The organism is Auritidibacter sp. NML100628 (genome assembly GCF_003185985.1).
Taxonomy (GTDB): Bacteria; Actinomycetota; Actinomycetes; order Actinomycetales; family Micrococcaceae; genus Auritidibacter; species Auritidibacter ignavus.
Window position 1 is genome coordinate 12,473 of record NZ_QHLP01000003.1, and the last position, 23,526, is coordinate 35,998.

23 protein-coding genes are annotated in these 23,526 nt (G+C 57.9%); 15 read left to right on the forward strand and 8 right to left on the reverse strand.

Features of this window, described 5'->3' with window-relative positions; translation table 11 throughout:
• Position 1 precedes the first annotated feature (1 nt).
• Both tpx and DCC24_RS03470 read left to right on the forward strand, forming a co-directional pair.
• Entirely contained in the window at positions 2-499 is a 498-nt protein-coding gene (gene tpx / locus DCC24_RS03465) for a thiol peroxidase (RefSeq protein ID WP_110098537.1), read from the forward strand.
• A 201-nt stretch (positions 500-700) separates the two neighbouring features.
• Positions 701-1,861, forward strand: a complete 1,161-nt coding sequence (locus DCC24_RS03470; protein ID WP_146206270.1) for a S1C family serine protease — start codon at positions 701-703, stop codon at positions 1,859-1,861.
• A gap of 30 nt (positions 1,862-1,891) precedes the next feature.
• On the opposite strand, the gene DCC24_RS03475 is transcribed toward DCC24_RS03470, so the two are convergent.
• The 5 genes from DCC24_RS03475 to DCC24_RS03495 form a co-directional block, all read right to left on the reverse strand.
• Positions 1,892-3,034: an ABC transporter ATP-binding protein gene (locus tag DCC24_RS03475; protein WP_110098539.1), complete on the reverse strand. Its 1,143-nt coding sequence runs from the start codon at positions 3,032-3,034 to the stop codon at positions 1,892-1,894.
• A gap of 102 nt (positions 3,035-3,136) precedes the next feature.
• Positions 3,137-4,459, reverse strand: a complete 1,323-nt coding sequence (locus DCC24_RS03480) for an ABC transporter substrate-binding protein (protein WP_110098540.1) — start codon at positions 4,457-4,459, stop codon at positions 3,137-3,139.
• A gap of 37 nt (positions 4,460-4,496) precedes the next feature.
• Positions 4,497-5,348 (reverse strand): carbohydrate ABC transporter permease, encoded by an 852-nt coding sequence (locus tag DCC24_RS03485; RefSeq protein ID WP_110098681.1) that lies wholly within the window; start codon positions 5,346-5,348, stop codon positions 4,497-4,499.
• A 17-nt stretch (positions 5,349-5,365) separates the two neighbouring features.
• Positions 5,366-6,337: a carbohydrate ABC transporter permease gene (locus tag DCC24_RS03490; protein WP_110098541.1), complete on the reverse strand. Its 972-nt coding sequence runs from the start codon at positions 6,335-6,337 to the stop codon at positions 5,366-5,368.
• 161 nt (positions 6,338-6,498) lie between these two features.
• Entirely contained in the window at positions 6,499-7,746 is a 1,248-nt protein-coding gene (locus DCC24_RS03495) for an MFS transporter (protein ID WP_110098542.1), read from the reverse strand.
• 167 nt (positions 7,747-7,913) lie between these two features.
• Here DCC24_RS03495 and typA point away from each other — a divergent pair, with 167 nt between their 5' ends.
• The 6 genes from typA to DCC24_RS03525 all read left to right on the forward strand — a co-directional run bounded on the left by typA (position 7,914) and on the right by DCC24_RS03525 (position 14,711).
• Positions 7,914-9,815: a translational GTPase TypA gene (typA, locus tag DCC24_RS03500; protein WP_110098543.1), complete on the forward strand. Its 1,902-nt coding sequence runs from the start codon at positions 7,914-7,916 to the stop codon at positions 9,813-9,815.
• 30 nt (positions 9,816-9,845) lie between these two features.
• Positions 9,846-10,427, forward strand: a complete 582-nt coding sequence (locus DCC24_RS03505; protein ID WP_110098544.1) for a hypothetical protein — start codon at positions 9,846-9,848, stop codon at positions 10,425-10,427.
• 81 nt (positions 10,428-10,508) lie between these two features.
• Complete coding sequence (fdxA, locus tag DCC24_RS03510; protein ID WP_110098545.1) at positions 10,509-10,826, forward strand: ferredoxin; 318 nt, start codon at positions 10,509-10,511, stop codon at positions 10,824-10,826.
• An 11-nt stretch (positions 10,827-10,837) separates the two neighbouring features.
• Complete coding sequence (dapC, locus tag DCC24_RS03515) at positions 10,838-11,977, forward strand: succinyldiaminopimelate transaminase (RefSeq protein ID WP_110098546.1); 1,140 nt, start codon at positions 10,838-10,840, stop codon at positions 11,975-11,977.
• A 161-nt stretch (positions 11,978-12,138) separates the two neighbouring features.
• Entirely contained in the window at positions 12,139-13,422 is a 1,284-nt protein-coding gene (locus tag DCC24_RS03520; protein WP_110098547.1) for a citrate synthase, read from the forward strand.
• A 509-nt stretch (positions 13,423-13,931) separates the two neighbouring features.
• Entirely contained in the window at positions 13,932-14,711 is a 780-nt protein-coding gene (locus DCC24_RS03525; RefSeq protein ID WP_110098548.1) for a transglycosylase family protein, read from the forward strand.
• A 124-nt stretch (positions 14,712-14,835) separates the two neighbouring features.
• Here DCC24_RS03525 and DCC24_RS03530 read toward each other — a convergent pair whose 3' ends face one another.
• Positions 14,836-15,840: a transporter substrate-binding domain-containing protein gene (locus DCC24_RS03530; protein ID WP_146206271.1), complete on the reverse strand. Its 1,005-nt coding sequence runs from the start codon at positions 15,838-15,840 to the stop codon at positions 14,836-14,838.
• 105 nt (positions 15,841-15,945) lie between these two features.
• Here DCC24_RS03530 and DCC24_RS03535 point away from each other — a divergent pair, with 105 nt between their 5' ends.
• From DCC24_RS03535 to DCC24_RS03545, 3 genes are read left to right on the forward strand one after another with little or no spacing between them, the layout of a single operon-like run.
• Complete coding sequence (locus DCC24_RS03535; RefSeq protein WP_110098682.1) at positions 15,946-16,755, forward strand: TIGR00730 family Rossman fold protein; 810 nt, start codon at positions 15,946-15,948, stop codon at positions 16,753-16,755.
• Positions 16,756-16,767: 12 nt separating this feature from the next.
• Complete coding sequence (locus tag DCC24_RS03540; protein WP_110098550.1) at positions 16,768-17,118, forward strand: DivIVA domain-containing protein; 351 nt, start codon at positions 16,768-16,770, stop codon at positions 17,116-17,118.
• Between the two features lie 44 nt (positions 17,119-17,162).
• Positions 17,163-17,333 carry a DUF3117 domain-containing protein gene (locus tag DCC24_RS03545; protein WP_110098551.1) on the forward strand — a complete coding sequence of 57 codons (171 nt, stop codon included), beginning with the start codon at positions 17,163-17,165 and terminating at the stop codon, positions 17,331-17,333.
• A gap of 7 nt (positions 17,334-17,340) precedes the next feature.
• Here the strand turns inward: DCC24_RS03545 and DCC24_RS03550 are convergent, their stop codons facing one another.
• Entirely contained in the window at positions 17,341-18,012 is a 672-nt protein-coding gene (locus DCC24_RS03550) for an O-methyltransferase (protein WP_110098552.1), read from the reverse strand.
• A 227-nt stretch (positions 18,013-18,239) separates the two neighbouring features.
• Between DCC24_RS03550 and DCC24_RS03560 the strand changes: the two genes are divergently transcribed.
• From DCC24_RS03560 to DCC24_RS03570, 3 genes are all read left to right on the forward strand, one after another.
• On the forward strand, positions 18,240-19,361 hold the full coding sequence (locus tag DCC24_RS03560) for a zf-HC2 domain-containing protein (RefSeq protein ID WP_110098554.1): 1,122 nt from the start codon (positions 18,240-18,242) through the stop codon (positions 19,359-19,361).
• Between the two features lie 46 nt (positions 19,362-19,407).
• Positions 19,408-19,878, forward strand: coding sequence for a twin-arginine translocase TatA/TatE family subunit (locus tag DCC24_RS03565; RefSeq protein ID WP_110098555.1), 471 nt, complete (start codon positions 19,408-19,410; stop codon positions 19,876-19,878).
• Positions 19,879-19,949: 71 nt separating this feature from the next.
• On the forward strand, positions 19,950-21,215 hold the full coding sequence (locus DCC24_RS03570) for an alpha-hydroxy acid oxidase (protein WP_110098556.1): 1,266 nt from the start codon (positions 19,950-19,952) through the stop codon (positions 21,213-21,215).
• 175 nt (positions 21,216-21,390) lie between these two features.
• On the opposite strand, the gene DCC24_RS03575 is transcribed toward DCC24_RS03570, so the two are convergent.
• Positions 21,391-22,557 (reverse strand): Mrp/NBP35 family ATP-binding protein, encoded by a 1,167-nt coding sequence (locus tag DCC24_RS03575; protein ID WP_110098557.1) that lies wholly within the window; start codon positions 22,555-22,557, stop codon positions 21,391-21,393.
• Positions 22,558-22,651: 94 nt separating this feature from the next.
• Between DCC24_RS03575 and DCC24_RS03580 the strand changes: the two genes are divergently transcribed.
• The gene (locus DCC24_RS03580) at positions 22,652-23,509 is read left to right on the forward strand and encodes a general stress protein (RefSeq protein WP_117328622.1); all 858 of its coding nucleotides are present in this window, start codon (positions 22,652-22,654) and stop codon (positions 23,507-23,509) included.
• Positions 23,510-23,526: the final 17 nt, after the last annotated feature.

A 23,526-nucleotide genomic window follows, 5' to 3' on the forward strand; every position in this document is an offset into this window, starting at 1 on the left:
TATGGCAACAATCAATATGAAGGGCCAGCCCATTCAGACCAGCGGTGAGCTCCCCGCCATCGGAGACCTCGCCCCCGATTTCACGCTGGCCGGAACCGATCTGTCGGATATCAAACGCGATGATTTTATTGGCAAGAAATTGCTCATCTCGACCTTCCCCTCGCTGGATACGGGAGTGTGTGCAGCCTCGGTCCGTCGCTTCAATCAAGAGGCAACTTCTTTAGATGGCACCGTGGTACTCAACGTCTCGATGGACCTGCCCTTTGCGCACAGTCGCTTCTGCGCCGCTGAAGGAATCGACCAGGTTACCAATGCCTCAGCATTCCGTTCTCGTTTCGGAACGGACTATGGGATCACCATTGCGGATGCCCCTATGGCTGGTCTGCTAGCCCGTTCAGTCATAGTGCTCGATGAAGAAGGTAAAGTCAGCTACGTACAATTGGTATCGGAAATGTCTCATGAGCCCGATTACGAACAGGCGCTCGCCGCATTGCAGTAATCGGTGAGTGTAACGGAGCTAACTCTGCACTTTTCAGATCAGAACCGCCGGAACGAAGCGGGGTCACCTCACGGTGATCCCGCTCATTTGTACGATCCGACACCGACCGCCCAACTACCGCAGGCTCCGCCTCGGTCGAGCGCTCCAGCACGGTCACCGCAGCCCTCTTCACACGGTGCAGGCTATTGGACCGTCATTGTCTTGGGCTTTATCGCGGCTGCGGTGTTGGCTTATGGGGTCTTGTTGGTGGGGTTCCAAACGTTCCAAGGAATGACCGCCGACACCGCCGTCAATACTCAGCACCGGAATCAGCCACTGACAGAGGATGATGCAGGGCCTCAGCAGGATCATACTGCGACGGAACTGGCTGACGAACTGGAGTTGGCCCATGAGGGAATTCCGGTGGATTTTTCGGTCCCGGGTAGTGCTACGGGATGGGGTAGTACTGAGATTGATTCAGGGCAACGTCTCGATGAAGCGCCGGGGGTGCTTTTAGTGGAGACCACTCACCTGGCGGCCTTTGGGGCCGGTACCGGTTTGGTACTCAGCGAAGAGGGGCTGGCGGTGACTAACTACCACGTGGTGGAAGGCTCGTCGCAGGTTTCGGTAACTGTAGCCGATACGGGCGAAACGTATACGGCCACGGTGCTGGGCCGAGATGCTGAGCATGACGTTGCGGTGTTGCAGATCGTGGATGCTCCCGCCTTACAGGTGGCCTCCATTAACACTGAGACCCCAGATATTGGTGATCGAACCGCTTCGGTCGGCAACGGGGGTGGGCAGGGGTTCTTGACCTCTGTTGTGGGGGAGGTCTCAGATCTGAATGTCACGATCCTGGCGTCGTCAGAGTTCAGTGAGGGCGGTGATCCCTCCCGCATCTCCGGGGTCATGCAGATGACTCAGGACGTTGTGCCCGGATATTCCGGCGGACCGTCTGTGGACGGAGATGGGCAGGTGATTGGGCTGACCACGGCCGTCTCAGAAGGGACTACCAGTGAAGAGGTCGAGGGTTTCGCCGTGCCCATTACCCAGGTGTTGTCTGTGGTGGAGCAGGTCTTGGCTGGTGAGGAGTCTGAGACTGTTTCGATCGGAGCTGACGGTGCGTTGGGCATTATCATCAGTGGTGCCGATCATCAGGTGATGGTTGAGGACGTGCTGTCCGGATCGGTTGCTGAAGAAGCCGGTCTCCGTGCCGGCGATCGACTTATTTCGGTTGATGGCATAGTAGCCAATAGCTCAGATCACATCTCGACAGTCATTCGGTCTCGCAATGTCGGCGACGAGGTCGAGGTGGTCTGGGAGGACTCCTCAGGGCAACGCCAGACGGGTATCGTGGAGCTCCAAGAAGCGGCGACCAACTAATCGAGCGTAGTTGGTTTTGTGGCGGTCTGGTTACTCGGTGTCTGCAAGACCTTCCACGTCCGATAGTTCGGCGTGAGGAGTCTCTGGCGGGACAGGTCCGTTGATACGTAAACCGGTCTGTGCATCGAAAATCTTCAGGTGTTCCGGGTCTGGGGAGACCCGAATACGATCTCCGGGCTGTGGTGGACGACGTCCCGGCACGCGGACTACGACGGGCTGGTGGGTTCGAATCCCCTCCAACGTACCGTAGACGTGGGCGTCAGCGCCCAGCTGCTCGGTCAGCTCGACAATCATCTCCAGCCCGTTGGTGGGGTCTACATGCAGGTCCTCCGGGCGGAAACCAACAGTCACGGAATCACTGGTGGCATTGTTCAACGTCTCCGCAGCCACGGGCACGGTGGTGCCACCAAGCTGGATGGACTGAGCATCGTGGCGGGCTGCCACGAGGTTCATCGCAGGGGAACCGATGAAGCCCGCGACAAAGACGTTGGCAGGATTCTCGTAGAGGTTACGTGGGGTATCAACTTGCTGCAGGACCCCTTCCTTGAGTACGCAGACACGGTCACCCATGGTCATGGCTTCGACCTGGTCGTGGGTGACATATACGGTGGTCGTTGCCAGCTGACGGGTCAGTGCAGCAATCTGAGTACGGGTTTGTACGCGTAGCTTGGCATCCAAGTTCGACAGTGGCTCGTCCATCAAGAACACTTTGGGCTCACGCACGATCGCCCGGCCCATAGCCACGCGCTGACGCTGACCACCAGAGAGCTCTTTGGGCTTGCGATCGAGATAGGGGAGTAGGTCCAAAATTCTGGCGGCTTTTTCGACCTTCGCGCGTCTCTGCGACTTTGACACACCGCTGATTTTCAGGGAGAAGGCCATATTATCGGCCACGGTCATGTGAGGATACAAAGCATAGTTCTGAAACACCATGGCAATGTCGCGTGCCTTAGCGTCTTGGTGCGAGACGTCCTCGCCACCGATGAGAATGCGCCCCTCGTCAACGTCTTCCAAACCGGCCAGCATCCGGAGTGCAGTTGACTTGCCACACCCTGAGGGGCCCACCAAGACGAGAAATTCACCATCGTCGATGGCCAGGTCGAGCTGATTGATGGCCGGACGGGATCCGGCAGAGTAGATCCGGCTGGCGTGGTCATAAGTCACTGATGCCATAAGTAGGTGGCTCCTTGAGGGCTATACCGGGGCCATCCTGAATGGGCCAGGATGACCCCGGTGAGTGGGATAGTGAAGCAGAACGCGGACTCTCGGTCCGGATCAGTTCTCGATATCGTCGGCGATCTCGGTTTCGTACAGGCCCTCGAGCTCCTCCTGCAGGCTCTCGAGCCTGTCGCGGACATCGACGTCGTCGTTGGTCAAAATCTCCTGCAAGGCGCCACTGATAGCCAGGTCGCCACCGGGCAAGAACACGCGAGAATAGTCCTGAACGCGAGCGCGCTCAAGCTGGTCAACAGCCGTCTCAAATTCGGGAGTTTCATCATAGACGTCGCTCATCTCAGCATCGGTGCGCACCGGAACGTAACCGGTTCCGGCCGAAAATTCGGCGGTATTCTCCGAGTTGGTGACAAAGCCCAAGAACTTAGCTGCTGCCAGTTGCTCTTCCGGGGTGGACGAAGCCGAAATCATCAGGCCGGCACCACCGGTGGGGGTTTCACCTTCTGCTTCCGGACCCGAAGGGAGGAAGGCAACGCCAACTTCGAAGTCAGCGCTCTCCAGGACACCACCCAGGGAACCAGTGGATTGGATCATCTGGCTAGACACACCGGCGCTGAAATCATCGGCCTGGTCTCCCGATGCCACCGAGGCCCAATCACTGGTTGATTCTTGAGCAAATTCGAGAGCCTCAACGTTAGCGTCAGAGGACATGATCTCGAAGTCCCATTCCTCTGACCAAGCGCCACCATAACCCCACACGAGGTTAGCCATGGTCCACGCCGGGTACTCTGGCTGAGGCGGGTAGACGAAAGCGGAATCGGCGACATCAGCTTCCATCAGCTTCTCGGAAACCTCGGCGACTTCCTCCCAGGTCTCAGGAACTTCCTCGATGCCGGCCTCTTCGTAATGGTCAGCGTTGTAGTAGAACAGCGGGGTGGAGCGAGCGTAGGGCACACCATAGTGGGAACCCTCGTAGTTGTAGTCCTCGTAAAGGGCTTCCACATAGGTATCGGTATCGACTTCGGCTGCTTCCAGTACATCATCCAGCGGCAACAGCGAATCGTTGAGGTAGTTCGGGAACCAGGTGGCGTCTGAGAGCACCACGACGTCGGCGGTATCGCTACCACCAGTCTGATACCACTGCGAGGTTTCTTCGTAGTTACCGCCGGAATTGATCAAGTTGACCTCAATGCCAGTTTCCTCCGTGAAAGCCTCAATCATGCTTTCTTCGATGTCGACGGAAGCACCGGGGTGGTTGGACGCAAAGGTGATCTCATCGGCTGGTTCGATGCTGGACCAATCGATGTCGCTGGGTTCTTCCGGTCCGTCTCCGGAGGTGTCGGGACCGCATGCGGTCAGCGCCAGGGCGCAGATGCTCAGGGCGGCAACACCGCTGAGGACTCGGGGGGATCGAGGGGTCTTCATGGGTATTCTCTCCTTTAGTGGGTAGGGGTGAGGATGACTATTTGACCGCGCCCTGGGTCAGCCCGGCAACGATATAGCGTTGGAGCGCGGCGAAGATCAGTAGCATCGGAACGATAACCAGCACAGCTCCGGCCATCAGGATGCCGTAGGATCCGGGGGAGTTTTCGATTGACTGCAACAGGTTGAGCCCCACCGGCAGGGTCATTTTCTCGGGGGTGTCAACGATGATCAGCGGCCACAGGAAGTTGTTCCATTCGTTGACCACGGTGACCAGTGTGACTGTCGCAATGGCAGGTAGGGAGACAGGCACGGCGATTTGCACCAGCTTGCGTAGGTGCCCGGCACCGTCGAGTTCTGCGGCTTCAAAGAGTTCCTTCGGTAGCGCCTTGAAGTTTTGGCGTAACAGGAACGTCCCAAAGGCCGTGCCCAAGCCGGGCAAGATAATTCCCCACAGGGTATCCCGGCCACCGAGGCTCGTGATGGTCAAATAGTTTGGTAACATCGAGACTTCTGGTGGCACCATCAGGGCGACCAGCATACCGAGGAAGATCAGATTTGCACCCGGGACCCGGATGAAGACCAGAGCGTATGCGGTCGTAATCGCCAAAATGACTTTGATCGCAGCGCCGATCGCGGTGACAATCACACTGTTGCGTAGCACTGTCAATAGCGGGACGCGATCGGCCACCGTGCTGTAGTTGTCCAGGGTCGGGTCTTGGGGAAGAACGGTGGGATCGGCGGTAATGATCTCCGCGGGTGGTTTGAAACTAGAAGAGACCATCCAGGCCAGCGGGAGCACAATGATCAAGAAGGCAATAAGCAACGGCAGGTAACCGGTCAGCAGGGTGTCGGCGAGATGACGAGGGGCAAAGGCTTTGCGCCAACTCATCGTGTCGGTTTCTTGGTTCACTGGTAGTGCACCTTTCGCTCGACGAACCGCATCTGAATCACGGTGATCAAGAACAGCGTGAAGAACAGGACCACCGCGATGGCGGCAGAGTAGCCGGCGCGCTGATAGGCGCCGAAGGACTGCAAATAAACCTCAAAAATAATCGTGTTCGTTCCGTGCCCGGTGGGTGTCATGGTCCGCAGGATGTCGAAGGCATTCGTCATCGAGAAGATGATGTTGGTGACCAATAAGAAGAACACGGTGGGGGTGAGCAACGGCAGCGTGACAGAGAAGAACCGGCGAATCGGACCGGCGCGGTCGATAGTAGCGGCTTCGATAAGGTCTTGGGGGATTGATTGCAGACCGGCGAGAAACACCACGGCGCAGAAACCCAGGTTCTTCCAGACATAGACGATGATGACCATCAACAGTGCCCAGTCTTCATCCAAATACCATTGCGGCGAGTCCAGGCCGAACCAGTCGAGAATGTGGCTCAGTGCGCCGCGCTCTGGGTTGAAGATGAAATTCCAGACCAGGGCGACACCCACGCCAGAAAGAACATAGGGCGAAAACACCGCGGTGCGGGCGACAGTGCGTCCGGGAATCTTTTTGTTGAGCACCAGGGCGATGAGCAAGCCCAGAATCATGGACCCGGCCACTGTTCCGAGTGTGAAGATCGCGGTGACCCGCCAGACCTCGAGGCCGTCATCAGAGGTGAAGAAACGAACGTAGTTATCGAGCCCGATCTGCGTCGCGGTGCTGGAGCCCAAACGCCAGTCCAAGGTGGAGTAATACATATTGCTGATCAACGGATAATAAATAAAAGCCAAGATCAGCAGGATATTTGGGCCAGCGAAGAGGAGAAAGAAGGTCCAGTTCTTGGACAGTCGTTTACGCCTGGCTTTGCGTCGTTCTGTTGCCAGTTCGTCTTGGTCGGAATCCTGCGATAACGCTGTTTGTTCCGGATCCCGGACGCGTACTGTGGACATTCCTGCCTTCCCCGTACGGTGTGAGTAATTGGCGCATTCGCACGCCAGCTACACAGTGTGAGGAACGGAGTTAACTATGGGATCACCAGGAGGTAAACGGTAGATGTAATACGTGTTGGTAGGTCGTGAATCGATCAAGGTGAAGAATGTGCCGACGCTGTTTATGATTTTGTGGTGACGATATCAAGCCTCGATAATTGAGATTCGATAGTTGTTTTTCGGGCGACGAAGAACCCGCAGATCAGGAGCACCATGATAGTGGCCATCATCACGATTAAGGGCGTTGTCCAGGAGCCCGTCGCGGAAAAAAGAGCCCCGATGCTCACCGGTCCGGTGGCGGCAATCATATAGCCGATGGGTTGGACGAAGTCGGAAAGTCGCGCGATGGCGGTGGGGAAGGCCCAGCCACCGAAACCGAAGAATATCGCCCAGATCCAGGCGCCGCCGGCTGGATCGATTAAGAGCCCAAGATATCCTGTTGCGGTACTGAGCCCGAGAGCGATGATCCAGCCACTGATGTTCTTGCTCCGGGAAATGATCCACGGCATGACGAACCCGCCAATGATAGGCACGGCGGACATGATCGAGACCAAGGCTCCGGAAACAGCGGGAGAGACCCCGGCGTCCTGATAGATCTGTGGGAGCCACCCGAATTGCACATAAGCGTTCATGGATTGGAACGCGAAGAACCCGGTCATGGCCCACGCCAGGGGGCTGCGGTAGATCTTCACGGAGGTAGCGGATGGGGTGACCGCCCGAGGCCGATCCCGACCCGTGTGCACCCACAGGAGGATGCCCATGATCCCCGGCACGATGGCTGCTACAGCCCAGAATCCCAGGGTTGCACGCCATCCGGTGATCTCCAGCGCTGCTCCCAGGCTCTGTGCTAAGGGGACTGCCGTCAGTGAGCCGAGTGCTCCCGAGGCAGTGACCACGGCAGAGTAGGTGCCCATTAAGCCCACCGTGGCGGTGCCGGCGTGGGTTTTGATCCAGGCTGGCGCCAGCACATTGCCGATTGCAATCCCGGACAAGGCCACGACGGTACAGAAGAGGAACAACCAGGCGTTCCCGGTAAGCGCTCGGGCCAGGCCGCCGATCCAGATCAGTCCACACCCCATGGTCAAACCTCCGGTGAGCCCGAATTGTTGGGCTAACCGGACGGCAACGAAACCCAGTGCACCGAAGCACAGTCCCGGTAGCGAGGTTAACACGCCGGCGCCCACCGCGCTGAGCTCCACCGACTCGGCAATATCGTTGAGAACCGGTCCCACGGCGGTAGCGGAGGTTCGAAGATTCAGCGCGAGGAGAATCATGAACCCCATCATTGCCCCCAGGCTCAAGGGCACGATCTTGCCCGCACCGTGGTCAAAAGTACCGGGGGAACTCGAGGTCGTGGAAGGTGTCGTCATAGCGGATTCCCTCTGTAGCGAGGCGTTGTGGCACCAGCACTGGTAGTCTCGGTGCTCTCCCGTATCATGGACAGGGCGAACCGGCCTTCGGGGCAGACCTGATAAAATTTGCACGGCTGTTGTGGCCAAATTTTACTGACTTTCCACTGTGAAGGAATAACCCGCTGATGACCCTAGCTCACCGCGAAGACCTCCGAAATGTTGCCATCGTTGCCCACGTTGACCACGGTAAAACCACTCTGGTTGATGCCATGTTGCGCCAGACCGGGGCGTTTGATGAACACGGAGAGACCGAAGATCGCGTGATGGATTCCGGGGAGCTGGAGCGCGAAAAAGGCATTACGATTCTGGCCAAGAACACCACTGTGTTCTACTCAGGCCCCTCAGCGACCGCTGAGACCGTGACCATTAACGTCATTGATACTCCCGGCCACGCCGATTTCGGTGGCGAAGTAGAACGTGGGCTGTCGATGGTCGATGGTGTGGTATTGCTCGTGGACGCCTCGGAAGGCCCGCTACCGCAGACCCGTTTCGTCCTGCGCAAAGCGCTGGAAGCCAACCTGCCGGTGATCCTGGTGGTCAATAAGACTGACCGTGGCGATGCGCGTATCGACGGTGTGGTTTCCGAATCGATGGACCTGCTGTTGGGGCTGGCCTCCGATATTGCCGAAGAGCGTGAAATCGACTTGGATGCGGTCTTGGACGTGCCGGTGGTCTACGCCTCGGGTAAAGCCGGTCGCGCCTCGCTGAATCAGCCAGCCGACGGCGACTTGCCGAATAGCGAAGACCTTGAGCCGCTGTTCGACACCATCATGAAGCGCATCCCGGCCCCGACCTACCACGAGGACGAAGTCCTGCAGGCGCACGTGACCAACCTCGACTCCTCGCCCTTCTTGGGCCGGTTGGCGCTGTTGCGCGTCTTCAATGGCACCCTGCGCAAAAACCAACAGGTCACCTGGGCGTACCAGGGTGGTTCACAAACCGTGAAGATCACCGAACTATTGGCTACCAAGGGATTGCAACGTGTCACTGCCGAGGAAGCCGGACCCGGTGAGATCGTGGCCGTGGCTGGTATTGAGGACATTATGATTGGTGATACGCTCACTGATCTGGATCACCCCAAGCCGCTACCACAGATCACCATCGATGAGCCGGCGATTTCGATGACCATCGGTATCAACACCTCCCCGTTGGCCGGACGGGTCAAAGGCGCGAAGGTCACGGCCCGACAGATTAAGGACCGTCTAGACCGCGAGCTGATCGGTAACGTCTCCCTACGCGTGCTCCCCACCGACCGTCCCGATACCTGGGAGGTGCAGGGCCGTGGGGAACTGGCACTGGCCGTCCTCGTAGAGCAGATGCGTCGTGAAGGCTTTGAGCTCACGGTGGGGAAGCCCCAGGTGGTGACCAAGACCATTGACGGCACGATGCACGAGCCGATTGAACGGATGACGATCGATATCCCCGAAGAGTTCATGGGCGCGGTAACCCAGCTGATGGCCTCGCGCAAGGGCATTATGCAGGAGATGACGAATAACGGCACCGGCTGGATGCGCATGGAATTTACCGTCCCCGCCCGCGGTCTGATCGGATTCCGCACTCGGTTCCTGACTGACACCCATGGTGCCGGTATCGCCTCCTCGTATTCCGACGGTTATGCGCCCTGGGCCGGAGACATTAGCTACCGCTCCTCGGGGTCGATGGTTGCCGACCGTAGTGGGGTGGCCACCCCGTTCGCCATGATCAATCTACAAGAACGAGGCACCTTCTTCGTCCAGCCCGGTGCGGACGTCTACGAAGGCATGATCGTCGGAGAAAACTCCCGCAATGAAGACATGGATGTCAATATCACTAAGGAAAAGAAACAGACCAATATGCGTGCTGCCTCGGCGGAATCCTTTGAAGGGCTGACACCGCCGGCCACCTTAACCTTGGAAGAGTCCCTGGAATTCGCGCGTGAAGATGAATGCGTGGAGGTCACGCCCGAAGACATTCGTATTCGGAAGGTCGTGCTGGATGCCCATGAGCGCATCAAGCTCTTCCGCGCTCGCCAGCGGGCCAAAGACTAAACCACACCACACCCAGGACGCATTCAGTTCATGACCGTTTTTCCACCCGAAGAAAACCCACCGGCACCGCCGGTCGCAGGCGAAACCGATCGAGATCGTCCCAGTCTCCGCCAGCCCATCGTGACCGCTGTGGGTGCGGTCTGTCTCGGAGCGCTTGTAGGGTTCTTCGGCAATGTCGTGCACTTCAACGTGGTCTGGATCGGGTCCGTTGCCCTGCCGTGGGGCGTGGTGCTGGCCTTGGGATTGGTGGTGCTGGCTGCTTTCTGGCTGACGAGTCTTACTGATCGGCTTTGGGTATCGGCAGTGACTATCCTGGCCAGCTACGGGATGGCCTGCCTGATGGCCTTTTGGCCCGGGGCAGATGTGTTCTCGGTGCCGGTTTCGGCCTTAGCCTGGCAGATGATGCCGGTGGAAGTGATTGCTGAAGCCGCGTGGTTGCTTGGTATTCCGGTTGTTGGCGTGGTGACCATGGTGATCCTGCGGGTGCAATTGTTCTCCCCACGTGGCGCAAAAACACAGCAGTCAACAGCCCAGCATGAGTCCGAGCCATGCTCCAGTACCAGCCCTGACACCTCGGCTTCACACGGGGCTCATCGGCCACAACAGCATTAGACTGGGTTGTCGACACACCCCTTCGAGCGAGGACACGTTGTCGCTGATCTTCGCTCCGCTCAGGTTCCCGAAGGATGATTCATGACTTACGTCATCGCGTTGCCATGCGTCGATGTGAAGGACCGTGCCTGCATCGATGAGTGCCCCGTCGACTGCATTTACGAAGGTGAACGGAGCCTCTACATTCACCCAGACGAGTGTGTGGACTGTGGGGCGTGTGAGCCAGTATGCCCGGTCGAGGCCATCTACTACGAAGATGATGTTCCCGAAGAATGGGAAGACTATTACGATGCCAACGTAGAATTCTTTGACGATCTCGGCTCCCCCGGAGGTGCTGCCAAAATGGGAGTCATCCCGAAAGATCACCCCCTTATCGCGGCACTTCCGCCCCAAGCCTAAAGAAGCCACAGATGGTCAAACTTCCGGTTTATCCTTGGGAAGAACTCACGCCCTATCGGCAGCGGGCAGAACAACATCCTGACGGTGTCTGCGATCTGTCGATCGGCTCCCCAGTCGATCCAGTCCCGGACTTTATCCAGCAGGCGCTGGTGCAGGCCAGTAACTGGCCTGGATACCCCGTTGCTGGCGGAGACGACCACCTGCGTCGAGCTATTGCTGAGTGGTACGCCCGACGCCGCAACGTTCCAGAGCTTGGTCCCGAACACACCGCGGCGACCGTTGGGTCCAAGGAACTAGTGGCCTGGCTACCCTTGATGTTAGGACTAGGGCCCGGTGATGTCGTGGTCCGCCCTCGGATCTCCTATCCGACTTATGACATCGGTGCACGACTGGCTGGAGCAGTCTCCATCCCCACCGACGACCTCGCAACGGTGGACGCTGAGACCGCAGCGCGGGTGAAACTGGTCTGGCTAAATTCTCCAGCCAACCCCACCGGGGACGTTCTGGACCGCGACCAGCTGTCCCGCACCGTAGACCACGCCCGCCAGCTCGGCGCAGTGATCGCCAACGATGAGTGCTACGCCGAACTGGGCTGGGACCACTGGGAAGATCATCGCGTTCCCTCCATTCTCGACCCCGTTGTGACACAAGGTGATCTCCGTGGGGTTTTGAGCGTGTATTCCTTATCAAAGCAGTCCAACATGGCCGGCTACCGAGCAGCCTTCATTGCCGGGGACCCCACGCTGATCGCTGAGCTGATCAGTATTCGCAAGCATGCCGGAATGGTCGTGCCCGGCCCACTGCAAGCCGCCATGGTGGCGGCCTTGAACGACGACGAACACGTGGCGGTGCAAAAGGCCCGCTATCGAACCCGTCGCGGTCAGCTGATGTCGGCTCTGCGCCAGGCTGGGTTGGAGGTTCACGGCTCCGAAGCCGGGCTGTACCTCTGGGTGTGCCAACCGGGACGAACCGCGGATTCGGCGACCTCGCAAGATTCTTGGGACTTAGTGCGACGCTTCGCTGATGCCGGTATCGTCACCGGGCCAGGAGTCTTTTATTCTGAGGCTGGCAATGGGTACGTGCGGTTGTCGATCACCGCCCCGGACGACGTGGTGGCGGTCGCAGCTCACCGTATCAGCGTGGGCCTTTAGGACTCCGGCTGTCGAACTCGGTCAAGATGACCTAGATGACGGAGTAAGAATCGTTATTTTCTACCCATTGTTGGTAAGTTATACATGTTGAATGTGTCGTGCCCAACAATGTCTGTGGCACATCGTGATCCTCAAACACACCTGATGAGGGAGAAGCACCAATGAGTGGGAATGATCAAGCCACGCTGAATCTCGGCGCTGACAACCTCGAGCTCAACCTCGAGAAGGCGACCGTCGGAAACAACGGCATCAACATCGCACCGTTGCTCAAAGAAACCGGGACCGTCACCTACGATCCTGGATTCATGAACACCGCAAATACCCGCTCAGAGATCACCTATATCGATGGTGACAACGGAATTTTGCGCTACCGGGGCTATCCGATCGAGGAACTAGCCAAGCACTCCTCGTTTTTGGAAGTCTCGTACCTGTTGATCTACGGCGAACTGCCCTCAGCCAGCCAATTGCAGGCCTGGGACGACAATATTCGCCGTCATACGATGTTGCACGAAGACATCAAGGATTTCTTCTCCGGCTTCCCGCGGGACGCTCATCCGATGGCCGTGCTGTCCTCGGCTGTTTCAGCACTGTCCACCTTCTATGCTGATTCACTGGATCCCTTCGACGAGGAACAGGTCCACATCTCCACCATCCGCTTGATGTCGAAAGTTCCGGTGATTGCCTCTTACGCCTATAAAAAGGCGATTGGCCAGCCGATGCTCTACCCGGATAACTCGCTAAACTACGTGGAGAACTTCCTCCGACTATGCTTTGGCGTTCCGGCTGAGCCCTACGAGCTGGACCAGGATATGACCGACGCTCTGGACATGCTCTTGATCCTGCACGCTGATCACGAGCAAAACTGTTCGACCTCCACCGTACGTTTGGTCGGCTCGGCCAATGCCAATATCTTCGCTTCGGTCTCGGCAGGTATTAACGCCCTGTTCGGCCCGTTGCACGGGGGTGCTAACGAAGCAGTGCTGAACATGCTGCGTGAGATCCAAGCATCTGGGGCTACCCCTGAGCAGTTCATGGAAAAGGTCAAGAACAAAGAAGACGGCGTCCGTTTGATGGGCTTCGGTCACCGTGTCTACAAGAACTACGACCCGCGTGCCCGTATCGTAAAGTCCACCGCCGAGAAGATCTTGTCTAAGCTGGGCGGTAATGACGAGTTGCTCGACATTGCCATGCGCCTGGAAGAAAAGGCCCTGGCTGATGACTACTTCATCGAGCGCAAGCTGTATCCCAACGTGGACTTCTACACCGGTCTGATCTACAAAGCTATGGGCTTCCCAGAGCGGATGTTTACTGTTCTGTTTGCGCTAGGTCGCTTGCCCGGCTGGATCGCCCAGTGGCGTGAAATGATGCAGGATCCGGTCAAGCGCATCGGTCGCCCACGTCAGATCTACGTGGGCGAAGACGAGCGCCATTACCCGGGCGCCTAGGGACATCTTCCGCGATACTTTGTCAGGCCCCGACTGTCCCGTGCCTCGACCGCACCGGACAGTCGGGGCTTACTCGTTAATCCGGGCTGTATGTTATCGGTCACATCTCACCGTGGGCTAGGACATCCCGAAACTGAGTAGACCATCAAAATATGCTGAGCATCCGGGTATATTTTTCTGTGATTTGACCCCCTTTTTCTCAGGGAATGTGTAACAAACTGGTCACATTCGGCTCGATTTTGGCTATCTGAGTCGCTGAGTATCCGCTGAAGACAGCCGATCACAAGGCATTATGTGAATTACCTGAACTTGGCAGGTGGGGGTGGATTGTCACATTTTGATAACGACTAGATCGCATGTAGTGTGGCCATTCGAGTTCAGCACAACAGGGCAAGCCGGTGGAACCGCCGTGTTCACGTCTTGTCCGCCGCGAGGACACCGCGTCTCGAGGCACGTGCTCGAACAGACCTAGACCCAACGCCAAATGGCGCAGGAAGGAAACAAAGACCGTGAACACCACTACTGAGAATCGTGTCGCTACCCAGCCGAAGAAGCGTCGCGGTAAGTTCGCTGCGACCTCCGTTCTGGCCGCAGCAGCTCTAGCCGCTCCGTTGCTGGGTACGATCGATACGGCCTCCGCAGCCCCGGATTCAACCTGGGATGCCCTGGCCGAGTGCGAGTCCGGTGGTAACTGGTCCACCAACACCGGCAACGGCTACTACGGTGGTCTGCAGTTCAACCCGAACACCTGGCAAGCCTACGGCGGTTCTGGTAACCCGGCTGATGCTAGCCGTTCCGAGCAGATCCGCGTCGCAGAAAACGTCCTGGAGGGCCAGGGCTGGGGTGCATGGCCAGCTTGCTCCGCCAAGATTGGCGCCTCCGGCCAGGCCGAGCCGCGTCAGGCTACCAGCGAGACCGAGTCCAACCAGAGCTCTTCGCAACAGCAGACTCAGCAGCAGTCCCAGCAGGCCGAGCAGCAGGCTCAGCAGTCGCAGCAGGCTCAGCAACAGCCTCAGCAGGCTCAGCAGCAGCCCCAGCAGGCTTCGACTGGCAAGCACGCTAACCAGTCCACCGGCTACGATGCTCCGTCCAGCTCCGCAAAGGCTGGTTCCGGTCCTCAGCACGCAGCCGGTTCGGCAAACTACACCGTGCAGGCCGGTGACACTCTGGGCAAGATCGCACAGCGACACCAGGTGTCTGGCGGTTGGGAAGCCATCTACCAGGCTAACTCCGGAACTATCGCTGATCCGGAGCTGATCTACCCGGGCCAGACCCTGGTTATTCCGTAAGGAGCGACCGTCCCGCAGGGGTAGACGCGTTGTTTCAGGCCGTGTTCCTTGGTAGCCCACTTCGATGGCGGGTCAAGGGCACGGCCTGAAGTGTATCTAGAACAATAGCCGCGTTGGACCGTGGCTACTTCTGCTCATCCTCATCGGGTGTTTCTGAGCAGTATTCGGTGGTGATATCAGTGGCCTGAGGTAGTTGGAGAGTGTAACCACCAGGGAACCTGGAGTGGTCGAGGAGTGATTCGAGCTCTCCGTCGGTCAGATCCTGACTGATTGCCTGGGTGGTTGCGATACAGCCGGTGGTCTCCGGTGCGAATCCGACCCAATAGAACGACGACTCAGTCAACTCGTCGGGAAGTGCATCCACAGGATCCTCGTTTCCAGCGCTCTGCGAGGCCTCGAGCAGTTCGTCCCAGGAATAAAAATAGGCTTCGGCAGGAAGTGCATCCTCAGAAAACAGGCCAGCCAAGGCCAGGTCGTCCCCGGCCACGGCGTCGTATCGACCCGATTCCAACCCGGCGGCGCACTCACCGTAGGTATTCTGGACCGTGATTTCGCGACCGGGGTGATCATCAATGTCAGCGCTTGATCCTGCCACAATACACACACTGGCGTCATTGAGATCGGACAGATCTGAAATCGTGACCGGACCAATCAGTTGCTCCGATTCCTTGGAAGAGCTCGTGGCAGTTGGTGTCGCGTTATCGTTGGGCACTGGCTGAGACGCGGTGATTAATGCTGGTGAGATCGTGGCGTAAGGGCCAGCCCACTGGACGCCATCGCTGGTGTCAGGAACTCGTTGGCGCGCGATGACCAGATCCGCCTCGCCGGTGGTGAGCATGGAGGTAGCCTGCTGGCTGGTGGCGTGGGCTAAGCGAGCCCACGACAGTTCTGATTCGTCGTCCACGACCTGTTTCTCAGTGACCAACCGGGAGGCTAAATCCGCTTCGGAACCGGTGACATTAGATGGCTCTGTCCCCGAGCTCAAGCCGGGCGCGTCGACTCCCACAGCCACTACCACGCTGTCCTCTGGGGCTGGGCCTGGAGTCAGCGGTTCTTCGGGATCGCCACAACCAGTTAGCACGAGCGCCAGAAGCGACCCAAGCGCAGCCAGCGCCTGTGCTGAGGACATAGCAGGGTGGGGTGAGCGTAACATCGGCTGAGAGGTTGGCAGGCTCAATGAGGACGGATCAAAAGGCACGGTTAAAGTATGTCAGATCTCGCTAAAGTGGCAGTCATGACTACTTGCTCTTCCCGAGGATCTGCCGACGATGAACTGTCCCAGCAACGGGTTCGCCGTGGCCCCCAGGTGTTAGGGCACCAACGACGAGACGAACCGACGTTTGACGAGTTGTTATTCGAATCCGAGGGAGCCAAATCGTCCCACAGGCATAGCATCGATCCGCCGTCCTCAGACGCCTGGCGCGTCTTGCGTATGCAGGGAGAGCTGGTTGAAGGTTTCGGGGCGTTGGCGGGAACCGGCCCTGCTATTTCGGTCTTTGGCTCCGCTCGCCTCTCCGAAGGTAGCCTCGGGTATGAGTTGGGAATGGAGATCGGCCAGATGCTGGTGCAAGAAGGCTACGCCGTGATCACCGGTGGGGGACCTGGCGTGATGGAAGCAGCCAACCGGGGCGCTTGGCAGGCCGAGGGGGATTCCATCGGGCTCGGCATTGAATTGCCCCGGGAACAGGGGCTCAACCAGTACTTGAGCCTTGGGATCAACTTCCGATATTTCTTCGTCCGCAAGTTGATGTTTTTGAAGTATTCCCGGGGATTCGTGGTGCTACCGGGTGGAATGGGGACCCTTGACGAGCTCTTTGAAGCGCTCACGTTGGTTCAAACCGGAAAGGTCAGGGCGTTTCCCGTCGTGTTAGTGGGACGCGAATTCTGGGGATCATTGGTGGAGTGGATGGAGCATCAACTTGTGGGATCGGGAACGATCGACCCCACTGATCTGGACCTCTTCTGCGTAGTGGACACCGTCGATGAAGTTCGAGAACAGCTCCGTGCCCACAATCAGGTAGCGATATCCAAGGGGAGTTCATGAGATACTAGGACCATGGGCGTAAATCTGTTCTTGATTGAAATCCTTGCACTGGGGGTCGTGGCCGTTGCTGCGATTGCGTTGGCGCTGGCCAAGCCGCAGGTTCGCCATCTGGTTCGCCCGTTGGCCGAACCCGAGCGGGCCCTTCCACCGGTGTTAGTCCCGCCGGCTGATCGGCTCCGTCCCGACGACATTGACCAGATACGTTTTTCGACGGCGTTGCGAGGATATCGGGCAGATCAAGTGGACCAGGTGCTGGATCGACTAACTGAGGCTCTGGCCGAACGCGACCGTAAGATCATTGAGCTGGGTGGAACTGTACCGGTTACCGACGAACGCTCGGCAACTCCCCAGTCGGATCAGTAGTCGCCAGCGCTGTGAGTAGTAAACTAGAAGGGAACTGAGACTGTATGGCAGCGATGAAACCACGAACCGGAGACGGTGTATTGGAAGTAACCCGGGAGCCCCGCAAACTCGTGATGCGGATCCCTGCTGACGGGGGAGGCCGTCTCGTCGTGGAGCTCAACGACGAAGAAGCTCAAGCGCTCAAAGACGCCCTGGAGCAGGTCCTGGCGAAGTAGCAGCATCTCATCCCTGCGTAGCTACAGCGCGGATTGCGATCAACACACCAGAACCTGTGGGAATCACCGTGGAATGCGACCAGACATCGGTCTGTTCAGCCAGTGTTTTACCCGCCTGACGTAAGGCCACGGTGGTCTGGTCACGGACCGCAGGACGTGGCACGCGATCACCATCAAAGGCGTCGTTGATCACCAATAGTCCGCCCGGACGCAAAAGTCGGGCGGACTGTTCTACATGGAAACCCAAGACCAGCGGGTCGGTATCAATAAAGACCAGGTCATAAGCACCCGTTGATAGCCGGGGTAAAACGGTGCGACCGCGACCGGTAATCAACCGGGTTTGCGAAGGAACGTACCCACCGGCGACGAAGCTCTCCCGAGCACTGCGTTGAGCCTCAGCGTCGGGATCCAATGTGGTCAGAACTGCACCTCGTGGTGCTCCACGCATCAACGACAACCCGGACACCCCAGCGCCGGTACCTAGCTCTACTATCGTCCGGGGGGCCTTGGTGGCCGCGAGGACAGTCAACAACGAGGCGGTGCCTTCGGTCACGGCCCGGATTCCGAGTTCTTCGGAACGTTCACGCGCTGTGAGCATCACCTCGTCCTCGACAGGGCGGGCTTCTGCAAAAGCCCAGCTGGCGTGTTTATCGGTCTGATGCGGGCTCAGCGCCTTCATGAGGGGAGACTCCTTTGGCTTCGCTCGTGAGTGTTGTCAATGAATCGGACGAGAGGTACGTGACGATTCCCAAGACACTGCCCCCTTATTGTACGGGCTTTGTCCTCCGAGCCACCGAGATCCGAAATGAGGCCGGCTCAGTTCAGAGTTTTCTCAGATTTCAGCACGAGAATAGCCCCATGGCCAACTCCGCGATTTCTCATCAGAGAAAGAAGAGGCGTGCCTAAATGTCGAAAACGCTCACCCACTTCACGGTTCACCCGACGATGCGCATCGATGCGTATCTGGAGGGGGCGCTGTCACGACACGCCGAGGCGAAAGTGCAACATCATCTGGCGCATTGTCCCCAATGTCGCGAGCTGTGCCGGGAGCGGGCTTTAGCCCTCGACGTGGTTGAACGTGCAGCGAAGACCCAAGAACGCGTCAATCCCTCACGAACTGTCTTCGAGGTTGAGTCGGCTGAACCCGAGGATTCCAGCCCGGAGACATCCACGCAGGACTATGTCGCTCGCCTGAAGACACAGGACGGCGTTCCCGGGTGGAAAGTCGTGATCGGGCTGGGAGTGATCTGTTTAGTGGCTTCCGGAATATTACTGACGGCGTGGTTTATGGGCGGACAGAATACTCAGGCTTCGACGGAAGTAGCAGATGATGAGCTGTTGCCCCACAATCTGCGGGTGTCTCCGCTATCGTACGGCACGGCCACAACCGGTGGTCGTTCTGCGCTGGACACCTGGTCCTTAACCGAAAGCGAACATGATGCTGCCTCGGCCATGACTGGCTCGAGTGCGCCTTTAGACATGATCGGCCGGCGAGTGGCAACCAGCTCTGTTCCAGAGCTACGAACGACAGGATGGTCAGTACCCCGCCTTGGCCAGTTGAATATGACCCAGGGACCAACCGTGGTCAACCGTGGCGAACGTTGGGCAACCATTTCGACAACCTATACTTCCCCCGGAGCCCTCAGCGATCAGCCCGGCGACAACAGTATCGATGCGCAGAACCAAACGGTGGTTCGACAGTGCAAGATGCTCGATGAACGCGACGGGGTGTCTGGCTGTGCCGTCGATGAGAGCTTATTAGATTCGGATCAACTCAGCCCGCTGGAACCCAGCGCCGAAGATGCAGTGATCCACGTGTACCCCGACGAGTCCTGGACAGCGCTGTTTGCTACAGATCAGACTCTGTACCGGGTCGATTCCAACACCCCCAAATCTGAGGCATCTGGCATGATTCGAACTATTGCGGTGTTCCAGCGTTCTCTGGTTTCTGAGGCCCAAGGAGCCGATGACTCTGTTCTGGACCGTGTCGATGACGGGCTGACGCAGATGTTTTCGTCGTCAGAATGACACCGCAAACTCTGCTGATGCTTGGCTACTGAGCTAGGCTAGGAGAATGAATTTTTTCGGTATCAACGGTAGCGAGCTCCTCGTTCTGGTGGTGCTCGTGCTTCTGCTGTTGGGGCCGGAAAAAATCCCAGAATATACACGGTCGTTACGAGATTGGATTCGGAAGCTGCGCCAGATGGCAGAGGGGGCTAAAAACTCCTTTAAAGAAGAGACCGGAACCGATTTCAATGATATCGACTGGGCGAAATATGATCCTCGGCAGTACGATCCCCGGCGCATCATCCGTGAAGCGCTAGCAGAACCCCTCGATGATTTCGGAGCCTCCACCACCCATCTGGAGACGCCGGCCAGCAAGAAATCGTCGTCTCAGAATCAACCAGCCTCGATCCAGCATGCACAGGTGTCTGGAACCGCGACCGGTCTGACGGCTGGCTCTGACGAAGACGTCGCCTCTACACAGAACCCCGAAGATACCGACGAAAATCCGTCCACCCCTTTTGATAACGAAGCCACCTAAAGGTTTCGACGTCACGTCCTGCCACCCCGAATGACGGCTTCTGTGTCGTCCCATGAAGGAGACAAGACATCATGGTCAAACGTCAGCTACCTAAGATCAACGAGCTTGCTGAACTGATGCAATTCAAGAAGCCGCAGCTTAACCGCAGGAAAGCCCGTTTGGACAAGGCCCTGACCATCTGGGATCTGCGCGAGTTGGCCAAGAAAAATACGCCGGTAGGACCATTTGACTATACCGACGGTGCCGCAGAATCAGAAGTGTCCATTCAACGAGCTCGTCAGGCTTTCCAAGACATTGAATTTCACCCCGGAATTCTGCGTGATGTCTCCCAGGTCGATACCTCCACAACCATCACCGGTGGGAAATCTGCGTATCCGTTCGGGATTGCCCCGACAGGGTTCTCACGCATGATGCAGACTGAGGGAGAAGTTGCCGGTGCCCGTGCGGCAGCCCGCTGTGGAGTGCCCTTCTCGCTGTCCACGATGGGCACCACCTCGATAGAAGATGTGGCAGCAGCGGCTCCCAACGGGCGGAACTGGTTCCAGCTGTATGTGATGAAAGATCGTGATGCCACCTACGACCTGGTCCATCGTGCTTACTCGAGTGGTTTTGACACGCTGTTCTTCACCGTTGATACTCCGGTGGCCGGTCAGCGGCTACGCGACACCTATAACGGTTTTTCGATTCCACCTCAGCTGACTCCGATGACGGTCATTGGCGCGATTCCGAAATACCACTGGTGGTTCGATTTCCTGACCACTCCGACTTTGGAATTTGCCTCCCTCACCAAGACCGGTGGTACCGTTTCCGAACTGATTGATACGATCTTCGATCCCTCGATCAACGACGAGGATTTGCGCATAATTCGCGACCTATGGCCAGGAAAATTGGTGGTCAAGGGCGTACAGACCCTCGAAGCAGCCACAAAGCTTGCCGACTTCGGGGTGGACGGGATCGTGTTGTCGAACCACGGCGGACGGCAACTAGACCGTGCCCCCGTGCCCTTTGAGCTACTTCCCACAGTCGCTCGTGAGGTCGGAGCCCAGACCGAGATCATGATCGACACCGGCATTATGCACGGTGCCGATATCGTGGCCTCCATCGCGTTAGGCGCCGACTTCACACTGGTAGGTCGCGCTTGGTTGTACGGATTGATGGCCGGTGGTGAGGCCGGGGTGGACCGGATGCTTGAAATCCTCACTAAACAGCTGACCCGGACTATGCAATTGTTACAGGTTACCAGCGTGGACGAGCTGGGACCCCAGCACGTGACCCAGCTAGAGCGACTCAACGTGCGGCAACGGATTTCTCGCGAGGAAGAAGTCAGTCGCCCCTGATGAGTGCGAGATCTCGTGCAACCGTGTGACGGCCCTTAGACGTATGCTATGACTCAGCGTGTAGATTCCGAGGCATCAAAGACCCACCGGGGGTACCGTGCTATTGGGATCATTTTGGTGGGGGCTGGCCTTGGGCGCCACTTGTACGGTACCCTACACCCAGAAATCCAGCTGATCAGCTCATCATGGGTGAGCCTATTTGGGCGGTTTCGACCAAGCGCTCGCTGATAATCTGTAACGACCTTCCGCTGGGAGAGTCTGGATGAGAAATGATCGTGGGCTGACCTTGGTCAGCATCGGTGCGGAGAATTGGGTCCAGGGGGATTGTCCCTAAGAGTTCGACCGGGTCGTGCAGATGCTCCGCCAGATGCTGGGCAACCTGTTTGCCACCGCCGGCTCCAAAAACGTCCATCACGGTGCCATCCGGGAGGGTCATTGGCCCCATATTCTCAATGACTCCGGCTACCGCCTGATGGGTTTTGGTGGCTAGTTCTCCGGCTCGAGCAGCAATATGGGCAGCAGCATACTGCGGTGTGGTCACCACCAGAAGCTGGGCCTGTGGGAGTAGCTGTGCAACTGAAATAGCAATGTCTCCCGTCCCCGGTGGTAAGTCCACCAGCAGGACATCGAGCTGGCCCCAATGGACATCGCCAATGAACTGTTCCAGGGCACGGTGGAGCATCGGTCCCCGCCAAGCCACCGGTTGGTCGGTGTCGAGAAACATCCCAATCGAAATCGTTTTGACTCCATAAGCCACCGGTGGCAAGATCATCTCTTCCAAGCGAGTGGGGCGGGTCGTGATCGAGAGCAAACGCGGGATGGAAAAACCGTGAATATCGGCATCAATTAAGCCCACCCGGTAGCCACACTTGCTCAACGCGGTGGCCAGATTTGCGGTTACCGTTGACTTACCGACTCCACCTTTGCCCGAAGCTACGGTGAGCACCAGTGGCTGGTGGGGATCCCCAGCGCTCGCGGCGGTTAAACTCGAGGAATGGCGTGAACGCAGGGAATCAACGAGTTTTCGACGTTGGGTGCTGTCCATGGGACGTAGAGCTACCTCGACGCTACTCACCCCGGGCAAGGAGACCAGGGCGTTGAAGACCTGGTCTCGTAGCGTGTCTTGCATCGGACACCCGGGCGTGGTCAGCAGGATCTCGGCGCGAAGGTGATGCGCAGGAACTTCTTCAGATGCGGGTGCCTGACCGGAAGTGTCGTCCACAGCTGCCGTCACCGCAGACACCATCCCCAAATCAGTAATGGGGACGCGAATCTCCGGATCCTCGATGTGACGTAAACGAGCCAGGGCAATCTGTTCAAGTTCGCTGATGTTCCTGGACATAGTTCTACTGTAGGTCAAGGCTAGACTCGACGCTATCAGCCAAACAATGTGCGTTGACTTGGATTCACTTCTGAAAAATGGGGAGAATAGAACTATGTCTATGAATGCCGGTTTTACCGACCCCCTCGGCCAAGGTCTGCCCCAGGGACAATTATTGGGAAATTATCGTCACTTTGACGATGCGCAGAAGGTTGTCGACCGGTTGGTCGAAGCCGGTATTAATGTGGATCATTTTCATATTGTTGGACGCGACGTGCGCCTGGTGACGTCCTTGCGCAATCGTTCAGGATATCCTGCCGTGGTCGGCAGGGCCGCGTTGCAGGGGGCATTTTTTGGCCTGCTTATCGGGCTGTTGATCTCGACCTTGATGCCAGCCCAAGCCCCATTCCAAATTCTAGCCTCGGTTGCTTTGGGCGTAGGTGTGTGGGTGATCTTTGGTGTCATCGGGCATGCACTGCGTCGACGTGCTGGTAAGTACGACTACATACCCCGATTCGCTGCCGTGAGTTTCGACTTGCTGTGCGACTTTGCCGTTGCTCACCAAGCCAAACAAATCATCGGGCCCCAACCGATGCCAACCAGTCCGACACCGGCCCATCAGCCTGGCTCGACCGGTACCACCGCCCCCGAAACACCACCGCCAAGTGGCCAGACCGGTTCTTCTCCCACCACCGCGCAGACCCCGGTCCAGGAGCCCTCGGAGGCCTCCACCACCCGGTCCGGGTTCCCAGACCTTCCCGACGGCCGGCCACAGTTCGGTGCCCGGATTGATGACGCCTCTCAACCCCGACGCGAAACAGAACCCCATGGTGATGCCAGCGCTGATCCATCCGCACCATCGGAGCCATCCGAGTCATCCGAGGCATCAGAGAAAAAGGCCAGCGACGGAACCCAGAGCTCCCTATCTGAGCAACCTGAGCCCCGTCGCAAGACTTCGCAGGAGGATCACTAGCTTATCCCCTGCACCGA

Excerpts from the sequence above, each read along its gene's own strand:
- tpx (WP_110098537.1), top strand. The coding sequence starts at position 2 with ATGGCAACAATCAATATGAAGGGCCAGCCCATTCAGACCAGCGGTGAG.
- DCC24_RS03475 (WP_110098539.1), bottom strand. The coding sequence starts at position 3,034 with ATGGCATCAGTGACTTATGACCACGCCAGCCGGATCTACTCTGCCGGA.
- DCC24_RS03480 (WP_110098540.1), bottom strand. The coding sequence starts at position 4,459 with ATGAAGACCCCTCGATCCCCCCGAGTCCTCAGCGGTGTTGCCGCCCTG.
- DCC24_RS03485 (WP_110098681.1), bottom strand. The coding sequence starts at position 5,348 with ATGAGTTGGCGCAAAGCCTTTGCCCCTCGTCATCTCGCCGACACCCTG.
- DCC24_RS03490 (WP_110098541.1), bottom strand. The coding sequence starts at position 6,337 with ATGTCCACAGTACGCGTCCGGGATCCGGAACAAACAGCGTTATCGCAG.
- DCC24_RS03495 (WP_110098542.1), bottom strand. The coding sequence starts at position 7,746 with ATGACGACACCTTCCACGACCTCGAGTTCCCCCGGTACTTTTGACCAC.
- typA (WP_110098543.1), top strand. The coding sequence starts at position 7,914 with ATGACCCTAGCTCACCGCGAAGACCTCCGAAATGTTGCCATCGTTGCC.
- DCC24_RS03505 (WP_110098544.1), top strand. The coding sequence starts at position 9,846 with ATGACCGTTTTTCCACCCGAAGAAAACCCACCGGCACCGCCGGTCGCA.
- fdxA (WP_110098545.1), top strand. The coding sequence starts at position 10,509 with ATGACTTACGTCATCGCGTTGCCATGCGTCGATGTGAAGGACCGTGCC.
- dapC (WP_110098546.1), top strand. The coding sequence starts at position 10,838 with ATGGTCAAACTTCCGGTTTATCCTTGGGAAGAACTCACGCCCTATCGG.
- DCC24_RS03520 (WP_110098547.1), top strand. The coding sequence starts at position 12,139 with ATGAGTGGGAATGATCAAGCCACGCTGAATCTCGGCGCTGACAACCTC.
- DCC24_RS03530 (WP_146206271.1), bottom strand. The coding sequence starts at position 15,840 with ATGTCCTCAGCACAGGCGCTGGCTGCGCTTGGGTCGCTTCTGGCGCTC.
- DCC24_RS03535 (WP_110098682.1), top strand. The coding sequence starts at position 15,946 with ATGACTACTTGCTCTTCCCGAGGATCTGCCGACGATGAACTGTCCCAG.
- DCC24_RS03540 (WP_110098550.1), top strand. The coding sequence starts at position 16,768 with ATGGGCGTAAATCTGTTCTTGATTGAAATCCTTGCACTGGGGGTCGTG.
- DCC24_RS03545 (WP_110098551.1), top strand. The coding sequence starts at position 17,163 with ATGGCAGCGATGAAACCACGAACCGGAGACGGTGTATTGGAAGTAACC.
- DCC24_RS03550 (WP_110098552.1), bottom strand. The coding sequence starts at position 18,012 with ATGAAGGCGCTGAGCCCGCATCAGACCGATAAACACGCCAGCTGGGCT.
- DCC24_RS03560 (WP_110098554.1), top strand. The coding sequence starts at position 18,240 with ATGTCGAAAACGCTCACCCACTTCACGGTTCACCCGACGATGCGCATC.
- DCC24_RS03565 (WP_110098555.1), top strand. The coding sequence starts at position 19,408 with ATGAATTTTTTCGGTATCAACGGTAGCGAGCTCCTCGTTCTGGTGGTG.
- DCC24_RS03570 (WP_110098556.1), top strand. The coding sequence starts at position 19,950 with ATGGTCAAACGTCAGCTACCTAAGATCAACGAGCTTGCTGAACTGATG.
- DCC24_RS03575 (WP_110098557.1), bottom strand. The coding sequence starts at position 22,557 with ATGTCCAGGAACATCAGCGAACTTGAACAGATTGCCCTGGCTCGTTTA.
- DCC24_RS03580 (WP_117328622.1), top strand. The coding sequence starts at position 22,652 with ATGTCTATGAATGCCGGTTTTACCGACCCCCTCGGCCAAGGTCTGCCC.